Source organism: Desulfosarcina sp. (assembly GCF_046496365.1).
GTDB lineage: Bacteria > Desulfobacterota > Desulfobacteria > Desulfobacterales > Desulfosarcinaceae > Desulfosarcina.
In genome coordinates this window covers 1-18013 of sequence record NZ_JAWOHB010000125.1, presented here as the reverse complement: position 1 = coordinate 18013, position 18013 = coordinate 1, and the positions used below count along the sequence as shown (strand labels likewise).

The window sequence follows — 18013 nt, the reverse complement described above, 5'->3', positions numbered from 1 at the left end:
CTATCGCAGCAGCACCGATACCCCGCAATTGGAAATCAACCCGTATGACCCTTGCACCGCCGCATTCAATTCTGCTGATTCATCCGCCCCCGGCAGCGCCCCTCCCGCAGCCGGCGACCGTGGCACAGGCCCGGCGGATCTTTACCGGTCGGGTGGTGACAACCCACATGCTGGGGGGCGGTCCGGACATTTTCAGCGGGGGCTGCAAAGGCTTTGTCGATCTCCTGGTCCGCCTGTCGGCGCAAACCGGCACGGTCCATTGCATGTTCACGGATGATATCGAGCCGGTTCGCCTGCAAAACATCATGACAACACTTAACCAACGGCAGCCAGACCTGCGCGTATCCCTGTGCTGCCGGATTGACCGGTCTGTAAAACCGGCGATCATGACCATCCATGCAGGTGGCGCCATCGTCCAGATCCAATGGCGGATTACGGGCCCCCTCCCGGATTTGGGTTTCTTCAAAACCTTTTCCCGGACCGGGGCCTGGAACCATTTGGTGCTCGAAGGGACAGCCGCGACCGCGGAAAACTGCAGGACCGTCTCCAGCCATCCGAACATCGTGCATTCGTGGGAGGCGGTCGACGCCGGCAATGGGTGCTGCAATTCCGGTCTGACCTACGGTCCGGTGCGACCGCTTCCCGGCCAACCCTTGTGGCACAAGGCATCCGATCCGGTCGACCGCTTTCTGCTGGCAGACCATTTGACCAAGGCACGGCTGCTCAGGATGCGTGTCGATGACGACGGCGAGCGCATCTATACAGTTGGCGACGCCCTTGAATACCACTTTCTGGCACCTGACGCGTTGCCCGACGGATGCCTGGAAGAAATCTGCGCCATGGTGGCGGCGGGAGGGACGGTGGCGGACACCCACGTGCGTTTCAATCTGGAAAGGGCCCATCTCATCGGCTACGTGCAGGAAAAAGGCGTAATTGTCGGCAATTCCAGCCTCAAGAACCCCAGGCGCGAATACATCGACACCGTCCGCCGTCTGTCGGGACTGGACCTCACCGGTTTCCTGGAACGGGGGTACACGTCCGTACGGCCCGAATACCGCGGCCTGGGTATCGGGACCAAACTTCTTGAAGGGCTGACCCGGCGGGCCGGCGACCGTAAGATTTTTTCGGTCATCGCCGAGGACAATGCCGCCACCAAGGTTATCGCCATGCGCAACCGCACCCGCAAGGTGGCTGCCTATTTCAGTGAAAAAGCCGGTAAGCAGGTGGGCATCTGGATGCCGGAGTGGATGATCGCCACCGACGGGGAAAAGAGGTCATGAAATGACCTTGCGCATCGGCATCATCACGGTACAGGAACCCGGCTACCACCCCAACCGCCGCCTGCTGGAAGCGGCCGGAATTGCCGGTCATGAGGCGGTACTGATCCACCCCTATCGCCAGTGGCCAAAAATGGTGGCAGGACAGTTGGGGGTGACCGCTAAAAATGGTGCGGGTCTGCCTCACGTGGTGATGCCGAGGCAGGGTGCCCAGGTCGGCGATGCCTGCCTGGCCCTGATGGGCCAGTTTCAGCTCATGGGCGTTCCAATGGTCAACGATCATCAAGCCGTCAGCATCGCCCGCAACAAATTTATCACCCAGCAGGTGCTGACGGCCGCCGGCCTGCCCTGCCCCGACACCGTTTTCATCAACCACGAATCCGGATTTTTTCAGGCAGTTGATCAATTGGGCGGCTACCCGGTGGTAGTCAAGCCAGTCAGCGGGCGTCAGGGAGACGGCGTATTGCTGATCATGGACGGAGTCGATGCCCGCCGGCGAGGCCTGCCCGCGTTGAATCCGCAACGGGGACTGATGGTTCAGCGCTACATCCCGGCGGAAAAACGCCGGGACATCCGGGCGCTGGTCATCGGCGGGGCATTGATCTGTGCAGCCTCTCTTGTTCCGGCCAGCGGTGAATTTCGGGCCAATTTTCATCTGGGGAGCGAGATACGATCCACGGTGCTTGCAACCGATCTCAAACAAATCGCCCTGAGCGCCGCAGCGGTCGTAGGATGCGACGTGGCCGGTGTGGACATCATCGTGGACAGCGATGGCCGCCCATTCATCGTGGAAGTGAACTACTCACCGGGTTTCAAGGGTCTGGAGGCAGCCACCGGGCGTGACATCGCCGGACGGATCATCCGGTTTGCCACAGACCGGTATCACGAAAAACGACACCCCACGGACGTCTGAAATGAAACTTTCCAATCTGCATGTAAAAAAGAACCATGGCCTGATCCGGGCCGTGGCTGCAGTCCGCTTCGAGGATTGCGATCAGCCGGCGCAGGAGATCTTCATCGAAACTGAAACCGAATATGCTGAAGGCATCTTTGCCAACCCCCACGCCTTTGCCGTGGGCTGCATCATCCCAGCCCTGTGGTTCGGTGAGCGGCGACTGGCCCTTGACGAGCCTGTCTGCCCACGGCTCAAAGAGGGACTGGAAACGGTCATGGCCCTCATGCACCACTGGACCGGTGGCACCTTTCAGCCCCTGGCCATCGATGCGCCGCTGACCCAGACGGCCCTGCAGACTTCAAAAAAACGCCATGCGGCAATCTTTCTGTCCGGCGGCATGGATTCCCTGGCCGCCCTTAAACGGATCAAGGACAGTTATGCCCCGACGCACCCCGGGTATCCCAAAGACGCCCTGCTGGTTCACGGCTTCGACATCGGCGGCGTGATCGAGCGGGGTGCAAAATATCCTGTGTTCGAACGGGCCAGGGCAGCCATGACGCCCGTGGCGGAGGACACCGGCCTTACGCTGATTCCCATTTATACCAACATCAGGCACCTGTGCGACAACCGCGACCTGTGGCTGAACCAGTTTTTTGGAGCCGTGCTGGCCGCCGCCGTGCATGCCTTTTCACCCCGCATCAATCTGGCCTGGCTGGCCTCCTCCTACGACATCCCCCACTTGCACCCGTGCGGTTCCCACCCCCTGCTGGACCCGGAGTACGGCAGCACCGACCTTCAGATCCGTCACCGTGATGTGGGATTGTCCCGAATGGAAAAATTAAAAATCGTGGCCGGATGGGATGTAGCCTTCCAGAATTTTCGCGTCTGCCTGGCCAATCTACCCGACAAACTCAACTGCGGACGCTGCGAGAAGTGCGTACGTACCATGCTTGAATTGGAAGCCTTGGACCTGCTGCACAAAACCCGTGCCTTTGAAGCGGACAAGGTGGATCCGGCTTGGCTGGACGCGTTCAGCATTACCATCCGGGTGCGTGAACCCTTTTACAAAGAGCTGATCGAACCGCTGCGCAGGCGGGGCAGACAGGATCTGGCGGAAAAGATAGAACGCAAATTAACCGACAGAACCGGACGGCCGCCTGGAAACGGGTAATCGCTGCTGTTGATTGGCAACGCCCAGGTGCATGTTTCAGGGCGGCGTTGATCTCTTTAGATCAGCCTGCATGTAGTCGTCTATGGCCGCGTGCAGCGTGTCGGCCGCCAGGGTCGAGCAGTGCCAGTGGTCCCTGGGCAATCCGCCGACAGCCTGCCGAATCATGGCCGCATCGATATCCAGGATCTCCTGGGGAGTTTTTCCCCTGGAGAGGTCCACTGCCGCGCAGACACAGTTGAAGCTGTGAGCACAGCCATTGGTCCACGAAGCGCCCTTTGCCATGCACTGATCCTTGAATTTCAGGCAGATCTCCATCACGTCGCCGCAGGTCCCGACAATGCGCGCTTTGCCGTCCGGTTTGACCACGTGGGGGGTTAGCCAGTAATAGACGGCAAACCACGCCAAGGCGACGACCAGGAGGATCCCGGTACCCAGCAGGATGTTGACACCGTTCATGATCGGGCAGCCGCCTTTCCGGTTGCGGTCGCTCTTACAGGGCCAGCGCCTCCTGGGGAGTGGGCTCATGGCCCGCTTCCTTCTGAAACAGGGGACGCACGCAATAGGGTTGGATGGCATGCGCGATGAAACATGCCTTGATGCAGGCCTCGCCGCATTGCGGACCGTATTGCATGCACGTGTGGTGATCGATGCGGATAACCCCGTCGACCAGGGCCACGGCCTCAGCGGGACAGGCCCGCACGCAGGACATGCAATGCATGCAGCCCGCCGCACAGATCTGGTGAGTCATCTTGCCGCTGTCCCGGCTGCTGCAGCGCACCACGGCGCGAGCCGTTTTGGGCACCAAGGTGATCAAGTGTTTCGGGCAGGTCATGACGCAGGTGCCGCAGCCCACACACAGGTTTTCGTCGATCACCGGAAAATGGTTTTCCATGGTGATGGCATCAAAGGGACAGGCCCCCGCACATTCGCCGAAACCGACGCACCCGAACTGGCAGTCCGTTGGACCGGCAAAGGCCAGGTTGGCCCCCGAGCAGACCCCGTAGCCGATGTAATCGTATTTCTGATAGTCCCGGCGAATGGATCTGGCACAGTGAACCACCGCCACCAAGTCCTCAACCGCCCCCATCTGTTTCCCGGTGATGCGGGCCACGGCCTCGGCCACCGAGGCCCTGCCCGGATAGCACAAGTTGGGCGGGACATCCGGATCGTTGACCACAGCCTCGGCATAGGCTTCACACCCGGCGAATCCGCAACCGCCGCACTGGGCTCCGGCCAGTACCTCTTTGACCGCCTCCACCTTGGGATTGACTTCGACGGCGAACTTATGGGCCGCCAAGGCCAGCCCGATGCCGAAGAAAATCCCGATGCTGCCCAGCAGCGCCAGCCCCCCGATCGCCAGTTTGATGTATGACGGATCCATCGCTGTCTCCTCGATTGCACGCGAGAAAGAATCTCGCAGCGACTAAAAAATCGACATCCCGGAAAAGCCCATGAAGGACAGCGCAAAAAGCCCGGCCACAATGAAGGCGATCGGCAGCCCCCGGTAAGACCCGGGGACATTTGCGAATTCGAGCCGTTCGCGCACGGACGACATCAAAAAAAGCGCCAATAAAAAACCCAGCCCGGCCCCCAGGGCCAGCATGAGGCTTTCGAGCATGTTGAACGCGTTGTCGGCCAGGATCAACGGCACCGCGATGACGATGCAGTTGGCAATTACCAGCACCAGGTAAACCCCGAAAGCCTTGAACAGGGCCGGGTTGATCTTGCGCAAGATGGTGTCCACGGCCTGGACGGTGAGCGATACCAGTCCGATGAAAACGATGATCTGCAAGTAGTCGAGCCGATAAGGCGTAAGCACGAACTGGTAGAGAAACCAGCTCATCAGGGAGGCGAACACGATAACGATGGTGAAGGTGATGCCCATGCCCACAGCGGTGGACTTTTTCTGGGAGGTGCCGAAAAAAACACACAGGCCCAGGTACTTGGAAAAAACGAAGTTTTGGATGACCAAGGCGCCGAGGAAAATCCCCAAAAGATGCCCAAGGTAAAATTTAACCACCGTGACGGTGCGGGTGCCCAGATTCCGGCCCTGGGCCAGAATTTCCTTGGCCGCCACCTGGTGGGGCTGGTCCGTGTTCAAAGGGTCGGTCAGCACGATTGTCAGTTGGGTGTGATCGGAGCTTAACCATGTACGTTCGATTTCCAGCAGAATGTCCGGATCGGGCTTCTCATTGACCGTAAAATTGGCGTGGTCGGCAGCCCAATTTGCGTCCACCGGTCCGGCAAAGGTCAGTACAATCGCGTTGTTGGCTTTGAAATCGGCCTTCTTGACGAATCGCGGCGCGTTTTCACAGCCGCCGATAATCATCACCGCCATTGCCACGGCGATAGCCATGAGCGCGGTCACTTCTTTTTTCATCTCACGCTCCTCGCTGCGCTTTGCGGCGGAGCACCGTTTCCACGTAATTGAAGATGGCCATCATGAACCCGACCAGGAAAAAGCCGGCCGCCGGCAGCACAAAGAACAGAAGTGGCCGGAACCCGAGCAGGTCGCAGCCCATAAAGGTGCCCATGCCCAAAATCTCGCGCACTGTCCCGAGCGTCACCATGCCAAGCATGAACCCGAAGCCCATGCCGATGCCGTCCCAGAATGAGGCGCTGACGGTGTTGCGGCAGGCAAAGACCTCCAGCCGCATGGTGATGATGGCAAAGGCCACGATCAGACGCACGAAGATGCCCATGGCCTTGTAAGCCACCGGTAGATAGGCGGCCAGCACCAGGTCGATCACCGTCACCCATGTGGCGATGGTCAGGGTGTAGGTCGGGATCCGGATCCGCGGATGAATGTAATCCTTGATCAGCGCGATGGTGCAGCTGGAAAAGACCTGTACGAAGAGAACTGCCACCCCGAGAAGCAACCCGTTTACCACCGTGGTGCTGATTCCCACGGCCGGACACATGCTCAGGGCCAGGCGGAAAATGGGGTTTTCGTTGAGCAGTCCATTGACGACCAGTTGGAAATTGGTTTTGGTGGTCGCTGCCACAGCAGATATCCCCTTTCTTGGATTAGAATAACACCGGAATACCACCGGCATCGATCGCCCGGTCCATGATCTGGATGCGGTAGGCGAACTTCTTAACCATGTTCCTGACGCCGAGGGTCACGGCGGTACTGGAGATGGTGGCACCTGTCAAAGCATGGATATCCTTGTCCTGATAGCGTTTTTCCATCTCGGCCATCGCCTGCGCCGACGGTCCGCCGTCTTTTAATCCGATGCTTTTCAGGAATTTTTCGTAATCGGCAGGAATCGGCTCTTTGACAACGGTCAGGCGCCTGAGCTTCTCGAAGGACTTGCCGATGAACTGGTTCTTGAAATAATCCTGCGTAATCTCTGCGCCCAAACCCGGGTCTTCCTCGTGTTCGATGACTTCCAGACCGAGCATCTCGAAATCGGCCCCCAGGGCCACCATGGCCTTGATGAAGGTCTTGAAACCGGGGAACTCGCCCGGCAGCAAATAGGCGCTGCGCCGATCGCCCATGCAGGCGATGATCATCGTGTCGGCGAAGTCGATCTCCATGGAGGGCTTCATGACACGCACCAAGGCTTTTTTGCGATCGTCGGCCGACAGGGCGGTTTCGCCGGTCATGGCCAAGGCGCGGCGGTCGATGAAATTCCCATTCAAGTCAAGCAGCATCAATTCGTAGCCCTCGTCGGAGCCGGCCTCGACCGGCAGCAAATACCCCATGCGGGTCGACGCGCCGTCCTTGACGATGTAGCGGTGGACCTGGCGCAGCCTCAGTTCAGGTGGGGCCGGGTTGTTTTTGCCGTAGCCGAGCAGGCCGAGCATGGTCTGCTGCACGTTAAGATGTTCGTTTTGCTGCTTGGCCCTGGCCGTGAAGATGAAGGTCGTTCCGATCACCAACCCCGCCACCAGGCAGGAGATCGTCAGGGCAATGGTAATCTTGATGATTTCTCTCATTGGTCCGCCCCCCGGGAGAAACGCTTCGGCTTGAACCACTGATCCAGGGCCGGCGTTAAGGGGTTCATCAGCAGTATCGCGTAGCAGACGCCTTCCGGATAGCCGCCCTTGAGGCGGATCAGGACGGTCAGGGCCCCGACGCCGACCCCGAAAACCACCTGGCCGCTGCGCGGCGTCGGACAGGTCACATAATCGGTGGCCATGAAAAATGCCCCCAGCATCACCCCGCCGGAAAGCACTGCGAGCAGTGGATCACCGGTGAACATCCGCTCACCGCCGAAGATCCAGGTCAACACAGCCACGGTCGCGATGGTTGAGACCGGAATGTGCCAGTTGATGTAGCGTTTAAAAATCAGATACATACCCCCGACCAGCAGCAGCAGGGCGGAGGTCTCACCGATGCAGCCGGGCATCACACCCAAAAAAAAGTCGGTGTACATCGATGCCCGGGACCCGAACTGCTCGCGCATGGCCGCCATGCCGTAATGCTTCAAAACATAAAGCGGCGTGGCCGAACTGACGGCATCCACACCGGCGTCCATGTAGCTGAAAATCGCCGCGCTGCGGATCGGCTCCAGCCAGGCCGTGGTCATGCTCACCGGGTAGGTGGCCACCAGGAATGCGCGGCCGATCAATGCCGGGTTGAAGATGTTGAACCCCAAACCGCCCATGAGCGTCTTGGTGACGAAGATCGCCATTACCGCCCCGAGAATGGGCATCCACAGCGGGACCCCGGGTGGAATCACGTAGGCCAGCAGAACCCCCGTGATCACGGCGCTGCCATCTTTAACGGTGATCGGCCGACCCAGCAGCTTTTGCGAAACCGCTTCGGTGGCCAGACAGCTGACCACGCTCACGGCGGTAATGATCAGGGTCTGAAAACCGAAGACGAAGACCGACAAGACCAGCGGCGGCATCAGGCAGGCAACCACGGTCCACATGATCCGTGCCACGGTTATATCGGTTTTCAGATGCGGTGATACCGATACCAGCAGGTGGTGCCCGTCCACACGGTCACATGGCTGATTGACAATTGGGGATATTTTTGCTGCCATTAGCCTGTTTTTCTTTTCTGTTCCCGGATTTCTTTAAGCTTGCGGGCCTGGTTGACCTCCAACCGGGCCAGGCGGATGAACTGCACCAGGGGACGTTTGGCCGGACAGACGTAGGCGCAGCTTCCGCACTCGAAACAATCGTCCATGAAACCGAAGGGTTCAGTCTCCGCTCCCCTGCCCGCCTCCACGTAGATACCGATGTTGTTCGGCTCCAGCCCCATGGGGCAGGCATCCAGGCAAAACCCGCAGCGGATGCAGGGTCCGTGTGCGTGTGCATCGACTTCGGCATGGGTCAGAAACAACACGCCCGGGGTCGTCTTGGTGATCGGGATATCCAGGTCGGAAACGGCAAAGCCCATCATCGGGCCGCCGACCACGACCTTGCACAGGTCCGCCGTGGTGCCGCCCAGGTAATCCACGATTTCCCCAATATGGGTGCCGATCTTGACCCGCAGGTTGGCCGGCCGCGCAATCCCGCGTCCGGTAACGGTTATCACCCGGTCCGTCAGGGGCTTGCCCAGAACCACGGCATCGTAAACCGTCTTGGTGGTGTAGACGTTTTGAACGATGATGCCGATGCTCGATGAGCGCCGGCCCGACGGCCTGATTCGACCGGTGAGGCTCTGCATGATCTGATCGGCTGAGCCCTGGGGATACTTGACCGCCAGCGGTTTGACCGCGATCTTGAACCCATCTCCCGGGTCCGCCTGGATGATGGCTTCGTTCAAGGCCGCAATGGCGTCCGGTTTGTTGTTTTCCACCCCGATAACGCAACAGGCAACGCCCAGGACGGTCAGCAGGATCCTGGCCCCTTCGACGATCTCCCGGGCGTGCGCCACCATGACACGGTGATCGCAGGTGATGTATGGTTCGCACTCGGCGCCGTTCAGAATAAGGGTGTCGAGCTTTACACCCGGCTTGACGTTGAGCTTGACATCGGTGGGAAAACCGGCGCCCCCCAGACCGACGATGCCGGCGGCGGCAATGCGCTCCTGGATCTGCTCCCGGGATAATTGGCGCCAGTCCACCGCGGCATAGGCCGGGGCGACGGCCTCGGGATCCGTCCGGATGACAATCGCCGGGGCCTTGCCCACTTGAAAGTGAAGCACGGTCTCCACTCCCTGAACCGTTCCTCCGACGCTGGCATGAAGCACTGCGCCGAGTCGGGTGCCGATTTCACCGACCCGGTCGCCCTCCTTGACGCGGTCCTTTCTGTCCACCAGAAGCCGAAGCACTCCCCCGGGGTTCTCAGTGGCGAAAAGAAGTCCGTCGGCTATCGACGGATCAGGCCGGTGCGGCACGGCCATTTCACAGGGAGCCCCAACATGCTGTTTGAGAAACAATGACACCTTACACGGATCGGGCATCCTTTCGATGGGCAATGTGTTGGTGAGGTCCTTGTTTTCCATGGGGTGGACCCCGCCCTTGGGAAAAGTCGCCAGTGAGGTCGTCATCAACGCACCTTTGCCGCCCAGAGTTTCTTTTCGAGCAATCCGTTCCCGTAAGCTTCCCGGGTACTGTTGGAAAGGTCCTCGGGTCTGCCGAACTGCAGCGCGTTGGTCGGGCAGACCGACACGCACACCGGCTCCTCGCCAGCGTCGATGCGATCCATGCACAGGTCGCACTTGATCGCCTTGCCGGCCTCCGCGTTCCACTGGGGGATGTGCCACGGACAAGCCATGATGCAGGCCTTGCAGCCCACGCACAGGCTGTCGAGGATATAGACCAGGCCGTCTTTTTCCCGCCGACGGATTGCCTCCGTGGGGCAGGCCTCCATACACCATGCCTGTTCACAATGAAAACAGGCAACGAAGACGGAGGTCATCTTGGGTTTGCCATTGACCATCTTGGGTCCCAAGACGACGATTTTGCCCAGGGTTGCCTCCAGCGGGACTCTTTTTTCCGATTTACAGGCTATCTCACAGGCATGGCAGGCAATGCAGCGCTGCGGATTGGTGGAAATGATGTAATCGCCCATATCTTCAAATACCTCCAGTAAACCGATGGGGTTTCAGATCTTTTTAACCGTGATCCAACTGTGGTCCAGGGCCGGACTACCGCCGATTCTGTCGTAGTGGCGCTCCTGAAAGAGCGCATCGGCGACGCCTTTTCCATAACTGCGTTTACTCTCGATCTCCTTGTGACCGAACCCATGGAGCATGAAAGCCGCTTCGGGGTGGATCATGTCGGTGACGTAGGCGCGCATTTCCGCTTTGCCTGTCTTGGATTCGACAATGATGCGGTCGTTGTCTGCAATCCCCAGTTCCTTGGCCCGGTTGACGTTGATCCAGAGCCGATTTTCGGGAACCAGATAGTTGAGGTAGGGATTGTTCTGGGTCATCACGTTGGTATGGGCCACGCAGCGGCCGCACATGAGCCGGAAGGCCCCCGGCTCGACATCGAGTGGCTCATAGGGCGGCAGCGATGGGATTCCGTGCCTTTCCATCAGGTCGGAGACGACCTCGATTTTGGCGGAAGGGGTCTTGAAGGTGATCCCGTCGTTGCGGTCCCACCAGATGGCCTTGTCGGCGAGGGAGACGAAACCGGTCGCGTCGAAATCTTCGATCTGGATATCCAGGTCCGCCAGTTGGTAATTCCAGATGTCTTCGGCCGTTTCAAAGGGAAAATAGTGACCGGCGCCCAGACGATCGGCCAACTGCTTGACAATCCACCACATCGGCTTGGTATCGAAGCGGGGTCCAACGCAGGCGATCCGGCGGTTGATGGCCGGTTTCAAACTGGATCCCATTTGCAGCGGGTCGGAGCGCTCCAGGAAGAACGATTCGGGTAAAACCACATCCGCCAGGGCTGTGGTGCCCCCGAAGTTGACATCGCTGGCCACGATCAGGTCCAGTTTCCTGAGTGCCTTGAGATTGGTGTTATAGTCCGGGTTGGACAGCAACGGGTCGTAGCGAAAGGCAAACAAAACCTTGATCGGATAGGGTTCTTCGTTCAGGATCGCATGGGGCAACATGAAGCCTACGCCATGGGCTGGATCAGCGATGGGGAAGGTATCCTGGCCGCACCCGTCGAAGCGGCGGGTGTCCTCCATCTCGGGGAACTTCTGGGATGAAAAGGTCTTGAGCCCGGCCTGGTAGCCCGCGTCCTTGAGGCCCTTTTTGATAAAAATGCCTCCCTTGCTTTCAATGCTGCCCATCAGCGCATTCAGGATCATGATCGAACGGCGAAAGTAAGTCTCCGTCGGGTGGTGAGAGCCGCGATAGCCGTAATGGAAGACCACCGCCGGCTTGACCTTGCTGACATCCCGGGCCAGTTTGACGATTTCCGCAGCCGGGATCCCCGTTTCCGTCTCGGCCCATTGCGGCGTATAAGGAATGACAAAGCTGCACAGCTCTTCAAATCCCTCCACCCACCGCCTCACGTAATGGGCATCGTAGAGATTTTCCTCGATGATGACATGCATCAGGGCGTAATTGAGCGCCAGGTCACTGCCAGGACGGATCATCTTGTAATCGGTGGCCTTGGCCGCCGTGATCGTTACCCGCGGATCGATGTAGGTCAGCCTGGTTCCCTTTTCCATGGCCGCAATAAAGCTGTTCATGGCCTTGATTTCGAGGGATTCAAAAACATTGCGGCCATAAAGGACCACGTGCTTGGCATTGGACCAGTCGGCGTTGATCTGGCCGTCGGTGTAACCGATGATCGAGCGGCAGGCCGTGTTGATGGACCCCTTGCAGACCGTATCGTGGGTGAAATGGTTCGGGGAGCCGATGGCCTTTTGAAACGACTTGGAGATATCGGATATCAGGTTAGCCCGCTCGCAGTAAATCGAACTTTTGGCCCCGTAAGTGTCGAAGATATGCTTGCACCGATCGGCGGTGTAATCCAGGGCATCTTCCCAGCTCACCCGTTTCCACTGGCCTGAACCGCGCTCACCGGTGCGAATCAGGGGAAATCGCACCCTCTGGGTATCATTCAGGCTGGCCACTGCCGCAGCAGCCTTGGGGCATATGCCGCCGTTCATGGCCGGCACGTGGGGATTGCCCCGAATTCTGACCACCTGTTCATTTTCTACCTCAACCTGGATCGGACAGCGTACGGAACACATAAAACAGAGCGTATAAACAACCTTTTTCATTGAATGGTCCCTCCAGCATTGGCGGAAAAATAAAAAATGATCCCGGTGTGACCCCGATATACGGTCTGTTTCACCTCGAATCAGCCCGGTGCTTAATGAGCATATGCGCGATTATAATGAACATATGCGCGGATTGTCAACCTAAAAAAGACAAATGTTGATTTCCAAAAACGGCGGCAGCGGCAACAGGCGGTCGGTTTGGTTTTGGCGGAGAACGGATTACTGAGGATTCTGGAAAAGATGGGCGTGATGGCTCAACACCGCCCAGGCAGATCATGCCGCAGAGGAATCGGCGAGGACGAATTCGATATGCTTCAGGAATTCATTGCAACCGGCAGCATCAATGATTTAAGCAGCCAAACTTTTGATTTTTGGTTCAAAAGCCTTTCTTCAGCAGTGCATTGATCTCCTCCGGATAGGCCATACACAGGGTTTCGTTGAACAGGTTGCGCAGGGCGCCGATGTCCGGTGTGCCCAGCTTCTGGTTGAAAAAAGTGCGCGGCGAGAAGATCAGATGAAACCGGAAGTGGTCGTCCCCCCAGACAGCCGTGAAGAAATTCATATTGAAGCTGTAGAGCCCCATCTTATCGTATGCGTCCATCAATCGGGCAAGGCCGGTGGCCATGTCCTTCAGGTCTTCAACGGTCAGATCCAGCGTGCAGCGGGCATCTTCCACAACGGCCAGGACATCCCCGGCAACGCCCATGGGAGCGAAGGCGGTCATCCAGTGCGTGCGGCCAATCCGCCCCAGGTAGCGTTGGCCGGAGTCCTTTTCCGCAGCCACCAGGTCATCCCAGTAGGTGGATCCATGGGCGTCCCTGTAGTTTTGGGAAGCCTCGATCTCCTGTCGCATGAGATTGGGAGCGGTGGATGTGGAGAAAACCTGCAGGTGGGGGTGGATCAGCGAACTACCCGCCGGCGGCATATAGTTCCAATTGACGATATGATAGACGGATTCCGGATGACCGGCGGCCGCCACGCGGCGGAAGAACTCCAGGACAAAACCGAACGCGTCGGCCATGTGGGCAGGCGTGAACGCCGTCATGGGAATGTAATGGCGCGCACCGAAGGTGGCTACAGCGCCGATACTGTCGTAGGGAGCGATGTTGGGGAAAATGACCATGTCGTCCTTTTGCATGCGCCCCTCGGCGATCAGGTCCCTGGGAAAGCAGGGTGTTATCTCCAGCACCTTGTCACCACAAAACGGACACCAGGCTTCGGTGCCGGCCACGAGAGCATCGAAATCAGGCTTTTCCCACTGCAATTTCATGAAATGGCAGATCCGGGCGGTTCTTCCAGTCAAAGGGTCGATGCGGATCTCACTGGGAATGCGCCGCTCAGTCATCTCTTTTTGCGGATTGAGGATGACCGTCTCTTTCCTGATAGCCTCGAATTTCATGGTGGCTCCTTTGAAACCGCCCCACGGCCAGCCGGGAGGGGGTCTTCGCTGAATGGTTGATGGGACAGGGCACTGCTGCTGACTGCAGGCGGCGCAGATTAATCACCCAACGCAAGCTCGCGGTGATGCCCGGTAAAACGCTGCGCAACGGAGTGCCAGACTTTGTTTGGCCCTTCAGGGGGCGATGGATCATCGCCTTGATGGGTATTTGAGAAGCCAGGGACCCGTTTTCAGGAATGATAATGAAAATTGAACATAATTCTATTTCAATGTCAATGCGTTGACTGCATACACCTGCTCACCGCCATACCCGCAGCTGCTTTCGCCGGATCGGTACAATCTCCAGCGTCTGATCCCCGCAGCCGGCCCGACAGTCCTTAATGTGGCAGGTTCAACCTGTCAATGACCACCGATTCTAATCGTATTGAATGTTTATTGCACACTGGCAATTTTAATGATGTAGAATTAACCAGGCAAAAAGGAACCGTAACGCCTGGACAAGGAGGTGGCCGGATGACGATTATAAGGTGGTTGACGAAGCCCGTCGCTTACATTTTGACGCTGACCATGCTTATCGCACCCACCGCAGGTGGAACCGAAGTGGGGCGTGTTTTTTTCGACAAGCAGGTGGTGGTCGGCAGCCAATTGCTGGAGATCAGGGGCACGGGGATTCTTCGGTACATGCGGTTTATTAAGGCCTACGCGGGAGCACTGTACACCCTGCCCGGCCTTGACCCTGGCAAGGTGCTTGCGGACACACCAAAACGGCTGGAAGTAGCCTATTTTTACGCGCTGAAAGGCAAGGACTTCGGACCGGCGACCTACAAGGGACTGGCCAGAAACCTGGATGCGCCGGAGATCGAACGGCTGCGGCCGCGCATCGACCACCATAACAGCCTCTATGTGAACGTTGAGCCCGGAGATCGCTATGCGTTGACCTATATTCCCGGGATAGGCACGGAACTGGCCCTCAACGGTCGGCGCCTGGGTGTCATCGAGGGTGCGGATTTTGCGGCGGCCATCTTCTCCCTCTGGCTGGGGGAAAACCCCTTTGATGCACAATTCAAAAACGAGCTGCTGGGCCTGGACGGTTAACCCCCATGCAAACTGAATCCATTAAAACGCGTCTGGCATATGCCCTGCCGGCCTTTGCCCTGGCGATTATCGGCATTCCGGTATACGTGTACATCCCCAAATTCTATACCGATGTGGTGGGCATCGACATTGCCACGGTAGGCGCGCTGCTCTTCGGCGTTCGCCTTTTCGATGCCGTAACCGATCCGCTCATGGGGACCCTGTCCGACAGAACCCGTTCGCGCTTCGGCCGCCGCAGGCCCTATATCTTGGCCGGCTCGATCCTCATCGCCGTTGCCCTGATTTTTCTATTCAATCCCCCGGTGACATCGGTCGCCTGGAGCACGGTCTGGTTTGCCTTCTGGATCTATGCGCTGTTTCTGTTCTGGACCCTGGTTACGATTCCCTATGAGTCCCTGGGTCCGGAAATCACCTATGACTACAATGCCAGAACGGCCCTGTTTGCCTGGCGGGATGGTTTTCTGATCGCCGGCACCCTGGCTGCAGCGGCATCTCCGGCCCTGGTGCAGGCCATCTTCCAGACCGGTGACGACGCCACCGGCCAACGCAGCCAATTTTTCTGGATTTCCATGATCTATGCCCCACTGGTTGTGGGCATGTGCGGGTGGTGCGTCAGGGTCGTCCGCGAAAGGGAGTATGTACCTTCTGTTGCCGCAGCCGTCGGCTGGCGGGACCTTCGAACGGTCTTTGCGAACCGGCCGTTTATGATTCTGCTGGCGGCCTATACCATCAGCGCCATCGGCAGCAACCTGCCGGCCACACTGATCCTCTATTATGTGCAATACGTACTCGGTTCAAACCAGGCGGACCTGTTCCTCCTGCTCTACTTCGTGACCGGCATCCTCCTTCTGCCGGTCTGGGTCCGCCTGGCCCGCCGCTTCGGCAGAAAAGAGGCCTGGATTGCCTCCATGGCGGTCAATACCGGCGCCTTCATGGGTGTATTTTTTCTGGGTCCCGGGGACACCGCCATCTACGCGATCCTGGTGGTGGTCTCCGGCATCGGATTCGGCGCCACCCTGGCCCTGCCGTCGGCCATCCAGGCGGATGTGATCGATTACGACGAACTGAAAACCGGCCGCCGCCGGGAAGGCCAGTACATCGGTCTGTGGTCCATCGCCAAAAAAATGGCCGCCGCCATCGGCGTTGGCGTGGGGCTGGCTGTGCTCGGTGCCGTGGGCTACACCCCCAATGCGATCCAGACCGACATGGTGCGCTTGACCCTGCGTATCCTCTATGCGCTGATACCATCCGTGTGCAACCTACTGGCCATCGCCATTGCCGTGTACTACCCCATCAGCGGCGACATGCATAGCCGCATCCGGGCGGCTATCGGCAGGCGGCAGGCGGGCCATGCCGTTGCAGACCCGCTGAAACCCGCAGAAACTATTGGATAGGAAATGACCATGGAGTCCTGGATGACCCTAGCGCTGATCAACCTGGCCACAGTTACCGCGATGATGACCGCCGGATGGGTAGTCAGCGTAATCCGGCGCAATGTCACCATCGTGGACAGCCTGTGGGGCTTGGGCTTCGTGCTGGTGGCTGGTGTTACCTTTTGGACGGGAAATGGGTTTGGCGGACGCAGCCTGCTGATCCTGGTGCTGACCGCCGGCTGGGGCTTGCGCCTGGCCGGGTATTTGACCTGGCGCAACTGGGGCCAAGCGGAAGACCATCGCTACGGCCGGTGGCGGGAGAAAAGCGGGCAGCGCTTCTGGTTCGTCAGCCTCTTCAAGGTGTTCTGGCTGCAGGCGCTCTTTCTTTGGTTCATCTCCCTGGTGCTGCAAAAGGCCCAGCTGTCGCCGATACCCTCCCGATTCACCGCCCTGGACGTTGCCGGTACCGTTGTGTGGGGGATTGGTTTTGTTTTCGAGTCGGTCGGGGACTGGCAATTGGCCCGGTTCAAATCCGATCCGAAAAACCGCGGACGGGTCATGGACCGGGGCCTGTGGGCCTGGAGCCGCCATCCCAACTATTTCGGAGAATTTCTGATCTGGTGGGGTTTCTTCCTGGTGGCCCTGGCCACGCCGGGCGGGTGGTGGACGGTGGTCAGCCCGGTCATCATCTCCGCAGTCCTGCTGAAGATGACCGGCGTGCCGCTTACCGAAGCAGCCCTCAAGACCCGGCGTCCAGGCTACGCCGAATACATTAACCGCACCAGCACCTTCCTGCCACGGCCACCTAAAAAGGAGGACCGATGAAGCGGCTCATCGATCTGGCGGACCGCGCCTGGCTTCCCGACGCATGGATACGCCTGGGGCCGAAACCAATGTCTTCCCTTTGGGTTTTGGCAGGCTGGCACACGAATCGTTGAGATCGGCTTTTGTTGTGGGCTGGCCATGGCGTGCTTGTCTGGTCATTAAGATTCTGGCCACTGACCCGAAGCCTGTCTATTCAATGATTTGACATGGGTTGCCGTCATGGATTAAATTGTGGACAAAGGCGTTTCACCCTCCCGGCTCCCCGCCAAGGGATGCGGACCCGATCGCCCTGCCGCCGACAACGCGGCCAGGCAGGGTCGTTCAAAGAGCTGTCGGGTTAAGACACCCAGGTCCTTCAGCCGTTGATCTTTTAGCGGCATGCGCATGCGGGCCGGCCCATGTGGATACGGGTCGCGTGGCAGCCGCGTAACACCGAAAAATCAGCCGAGGGGAGAAAAATTATGCGTTGGCGTAAAAATAGCAAAAGCAGCCGTGTGGAAGATAGACGTGGTGTGCGAGCCTCTGGATCCGGAAGCATGGGGGGCGGTAGTGGTATGTTACGCCTGCTTCCCATGGTATTTAAGTTTTTAACAATCTGTCTGTCCTACAGGAGTTGCAGGCTGACTGCCTCGCGGGCGTCTGGGCCCATCACGCCAACCGCACGCGGCAACTGCTCGACGTGGGTGATTTAGAAGAAGGGCTGACTGCTGCCAGCGCCATTGGTGATGATACGCTGCAGAAACAGTCGCAGAGTTATGTAAGCCCGGATTCGTTTACCCACGGCAGTTCGGCACAACGCGTTAAATGGTTCAAAATGGGATGGGAGAGCGGCGACATGGCCAGTTGTGACACATTCAACAATGATGAACCCGTAAAAAGTCA

The 18013-nt window shown here is 58.6% G+C and carries 17 protein-coding genes; 7 read left to right on the top strand and 10 right to left on the bottom strand.

What is annotated here, in order from left to right:
- The first annotated feature begins 44 nt into the window (after positions 1-44).
- The 3 genes from R6V78_RS11365 to R6V78_RS11355 are packed head-to-tail and all read left to right on the top strand — an operon-like array spanning position 45 to position 3343.
- Positions 45-1280 carry an N-acetyltransferase family protein gene (locus R6V78_RS11365; protein ID WP_410289479.1) on the top strand — a complete coding sequence of 412 codons (1236 nt, stop codon included), beginning with the start codon at positions 45-47 and terminating at the stop codon, positions 1278-1280.
- 1 nt (position 1281) lies between these two features.
- Positions 1282-2190, top strand: coding sequence for a RimK family alpha-L-glutamate ligase (locus tag R6V78_RS11360; RefSeq protein ID WP_410289478.1), 909 nt, complete (start codon positions 1282-1284; stop codon positions 2188-2190).
- Between the two features lies 1 nt (position 2191).
- Positions 2192-3343, top strand: coding sequence for a hypothetical protein (locus R6V78_RS11355; RefSeq protein ID WP_410289477.1), 1152 nt, complete (start codon positions 2192-2194; stop codon positions 3341-3343).
- Between the two features lie 36 nt (positions 3344-3379).
- Here the strand turns inward: R6V78_RS11355 and R6V78_RS11350 are convergent, their stop codons facing one another.
- The 10 genes from R6V78_RS11350 to R6V78_RS11305 form a co-directional block, all read right to left on the bottom strand.
- Positions 3380-3868 carry an iron-sulfur cluster assembly scaffold protein gene (locus R6V78_RS11350; protein WP_410289476.1) on the bottom strand — a complete coding sequence of 163 codons (489 nt, stop codon included), beginning with the start codon at positions 3866-3868 and terminating at the stop codon, positions 3380-3382.
- A complete protein-coding gene (rnfB, locus tag R6V78_RS11345; protein ID WP_410289475.1) occupies positions 3834-4724 on the bottom strand; it encodes an RnfABCDGE type electron transport complex subunit B in 891 nt (296 codons plus the stop codon). The genes R6V78_RS11350 and rnfB overlap by 35 nt, the downstream gene beginning before the upstream one ends.
- A 42-nt stretch (positions 4725-4766) precedes the next feature.
- Entirely contained in the window at positions 4767-5723 is a 957-nt protein-coding gene (locus R6V78_RS11340) for an electron transport complex protein RnfA (protein ID WP_410289474.1), read from the bottom strand.
- 1 nt (position 5724) lies between these two features.
- Complete coding sequence (rsxE, locus tag R6V78_RS11335; protein ID WP_410289473.1) at positions 5725-6348, bottom strand: electron transport complex subunit RsxE; 624 nt, start codon at positions 6346-6348, stop codon at positions 5725-5727.
- 22 nt (positions 6349-6370) lie between these two features.
- Positions 6371-7285, bottom strand: a complete 915-nt coding sequence (locus tag R6V78_RS11330; protein WP_410289472.1) for an FMN-binding protein — start codon at positions 7283-7285, stop codon at positions 6371-6373.
- The gene (locus tag R6V78_RS11325; protein ID WP_410289471.1) at positions 7282-8340 is read right to left on the bottom strand and encodes an RnfABCDGE type electron transport complex subunit D; all 1059 of its coding nucleotides are present in this window, start codon (positions 8338-8340) and stop codon (positions 7282-7284) included. Before R6V78_RS11325 ends, R6V78_RS11330 begins: the two co-directional genes overlap by 4 nt.
- Positions 8340-9794 (bottom strand): electron transport complex subunit RsxC, encoded by a 1455-nt coding sequence (gene rsxC / locus R6V78_RS11320; protein ID WP_410289470.1) that lies wholly within the window; start codon positions 9792-9794, stop codon positions 8340-8342. Before rsxC ends, R6V78_RS11325 begins: the two co-directional genes overlap by 1 nt.
- Positions 9794-10318 carry a 4Fe-4S dicluster domain-containing protein gene (locus tag R6V78_RS11315; RefSeq protein ID WP_410289469.1) on the bottom strand — a complete coding sequence of 175 codons (525 nt, stop codon included), beginning with the start codon at positions 10316-10318 and terminating at the stop codon, positions 9794-9796. The genes rsxC and R6V78_RS11315 overlap by 1 nt, the downstream gene beginning before the upstream one ends.
- Positions 10319-10351: 33 nt before the next feature.
- Positions 10352-12439 (bottom strand): molybdopterin-dependent oxidoreductase, encoded by a 2088-nt coding sequence (locus R6V78_RS11310; RefSeq protein ID WP_410289468.1) that lies wholly within the window; start codon positions 12437-12439, stop codon positions 10352-10354.
- A gap of 376 nt (positions 12440-12815) precedes the next feature.
- Positions 12816-13838 carry a hypothetical protein gene (locus R6V78_RS11305; protein WP_410289467.1) on the bottom strand — a complete coding sequence of 341 codons (1023 nt, stop codon included), beginning with the start codon at positions 13836-13838 and terminating at the stop codon, positions 12816-12818.
- Positions 13839-14351: 513 nt separating this feature from the next.
- Between R6V78_RS11305 and R6V78_RS11300 the strand changes: the two genes are divergently transcribed.
- The 4 genes from R6V78_RS11300 to R6V78_RS11285 form a co-directional block, all read left to right on the top strand.
- Positions 14352-14933 (top strand): chalcone isomerase family protein, encoded by a 582-nt coding sequence (locus tag R6V78_RS11300; protein ID WP_410289466.1) that lies wholly within the window; start codon positions 14352-14354, stop codon positions 14931-14933.
- Positions 14934-14938: 5 nt separating this feature from the next.
- Complete coding sequence (locus R6V78_RS11295) at positions 14939-16327, top strand: MFS transporter (RefSeq protein WP_410289465.1); 1389 nt, start codon at positions 14939-14941, stop codon at positions 16325-16327.
- A gap of 9 nt (positions 16328-16336) precedes the next feature.
- The gene (locus R6V78_RS11290) at positions 16337-17131 is read left to right on the top strand and encodes a DUF1295 domain-containing protein (RefSeq protein WP_410289464.1); all 795 of its coding nucleotides are present in this window, start codon (positions 16337-16339) and stop codon (positions 17129-17131) included.
- Between the two features lie 613 nt (positions 17132-17744).
- On the top strand, positions 17745-18013 hold a 269-nt coding region (locus R6V78_RS11285), incomplete at its 3' end, for a neutral zinc metallopeptidase (RefSeq protein ID WP_410289463.1).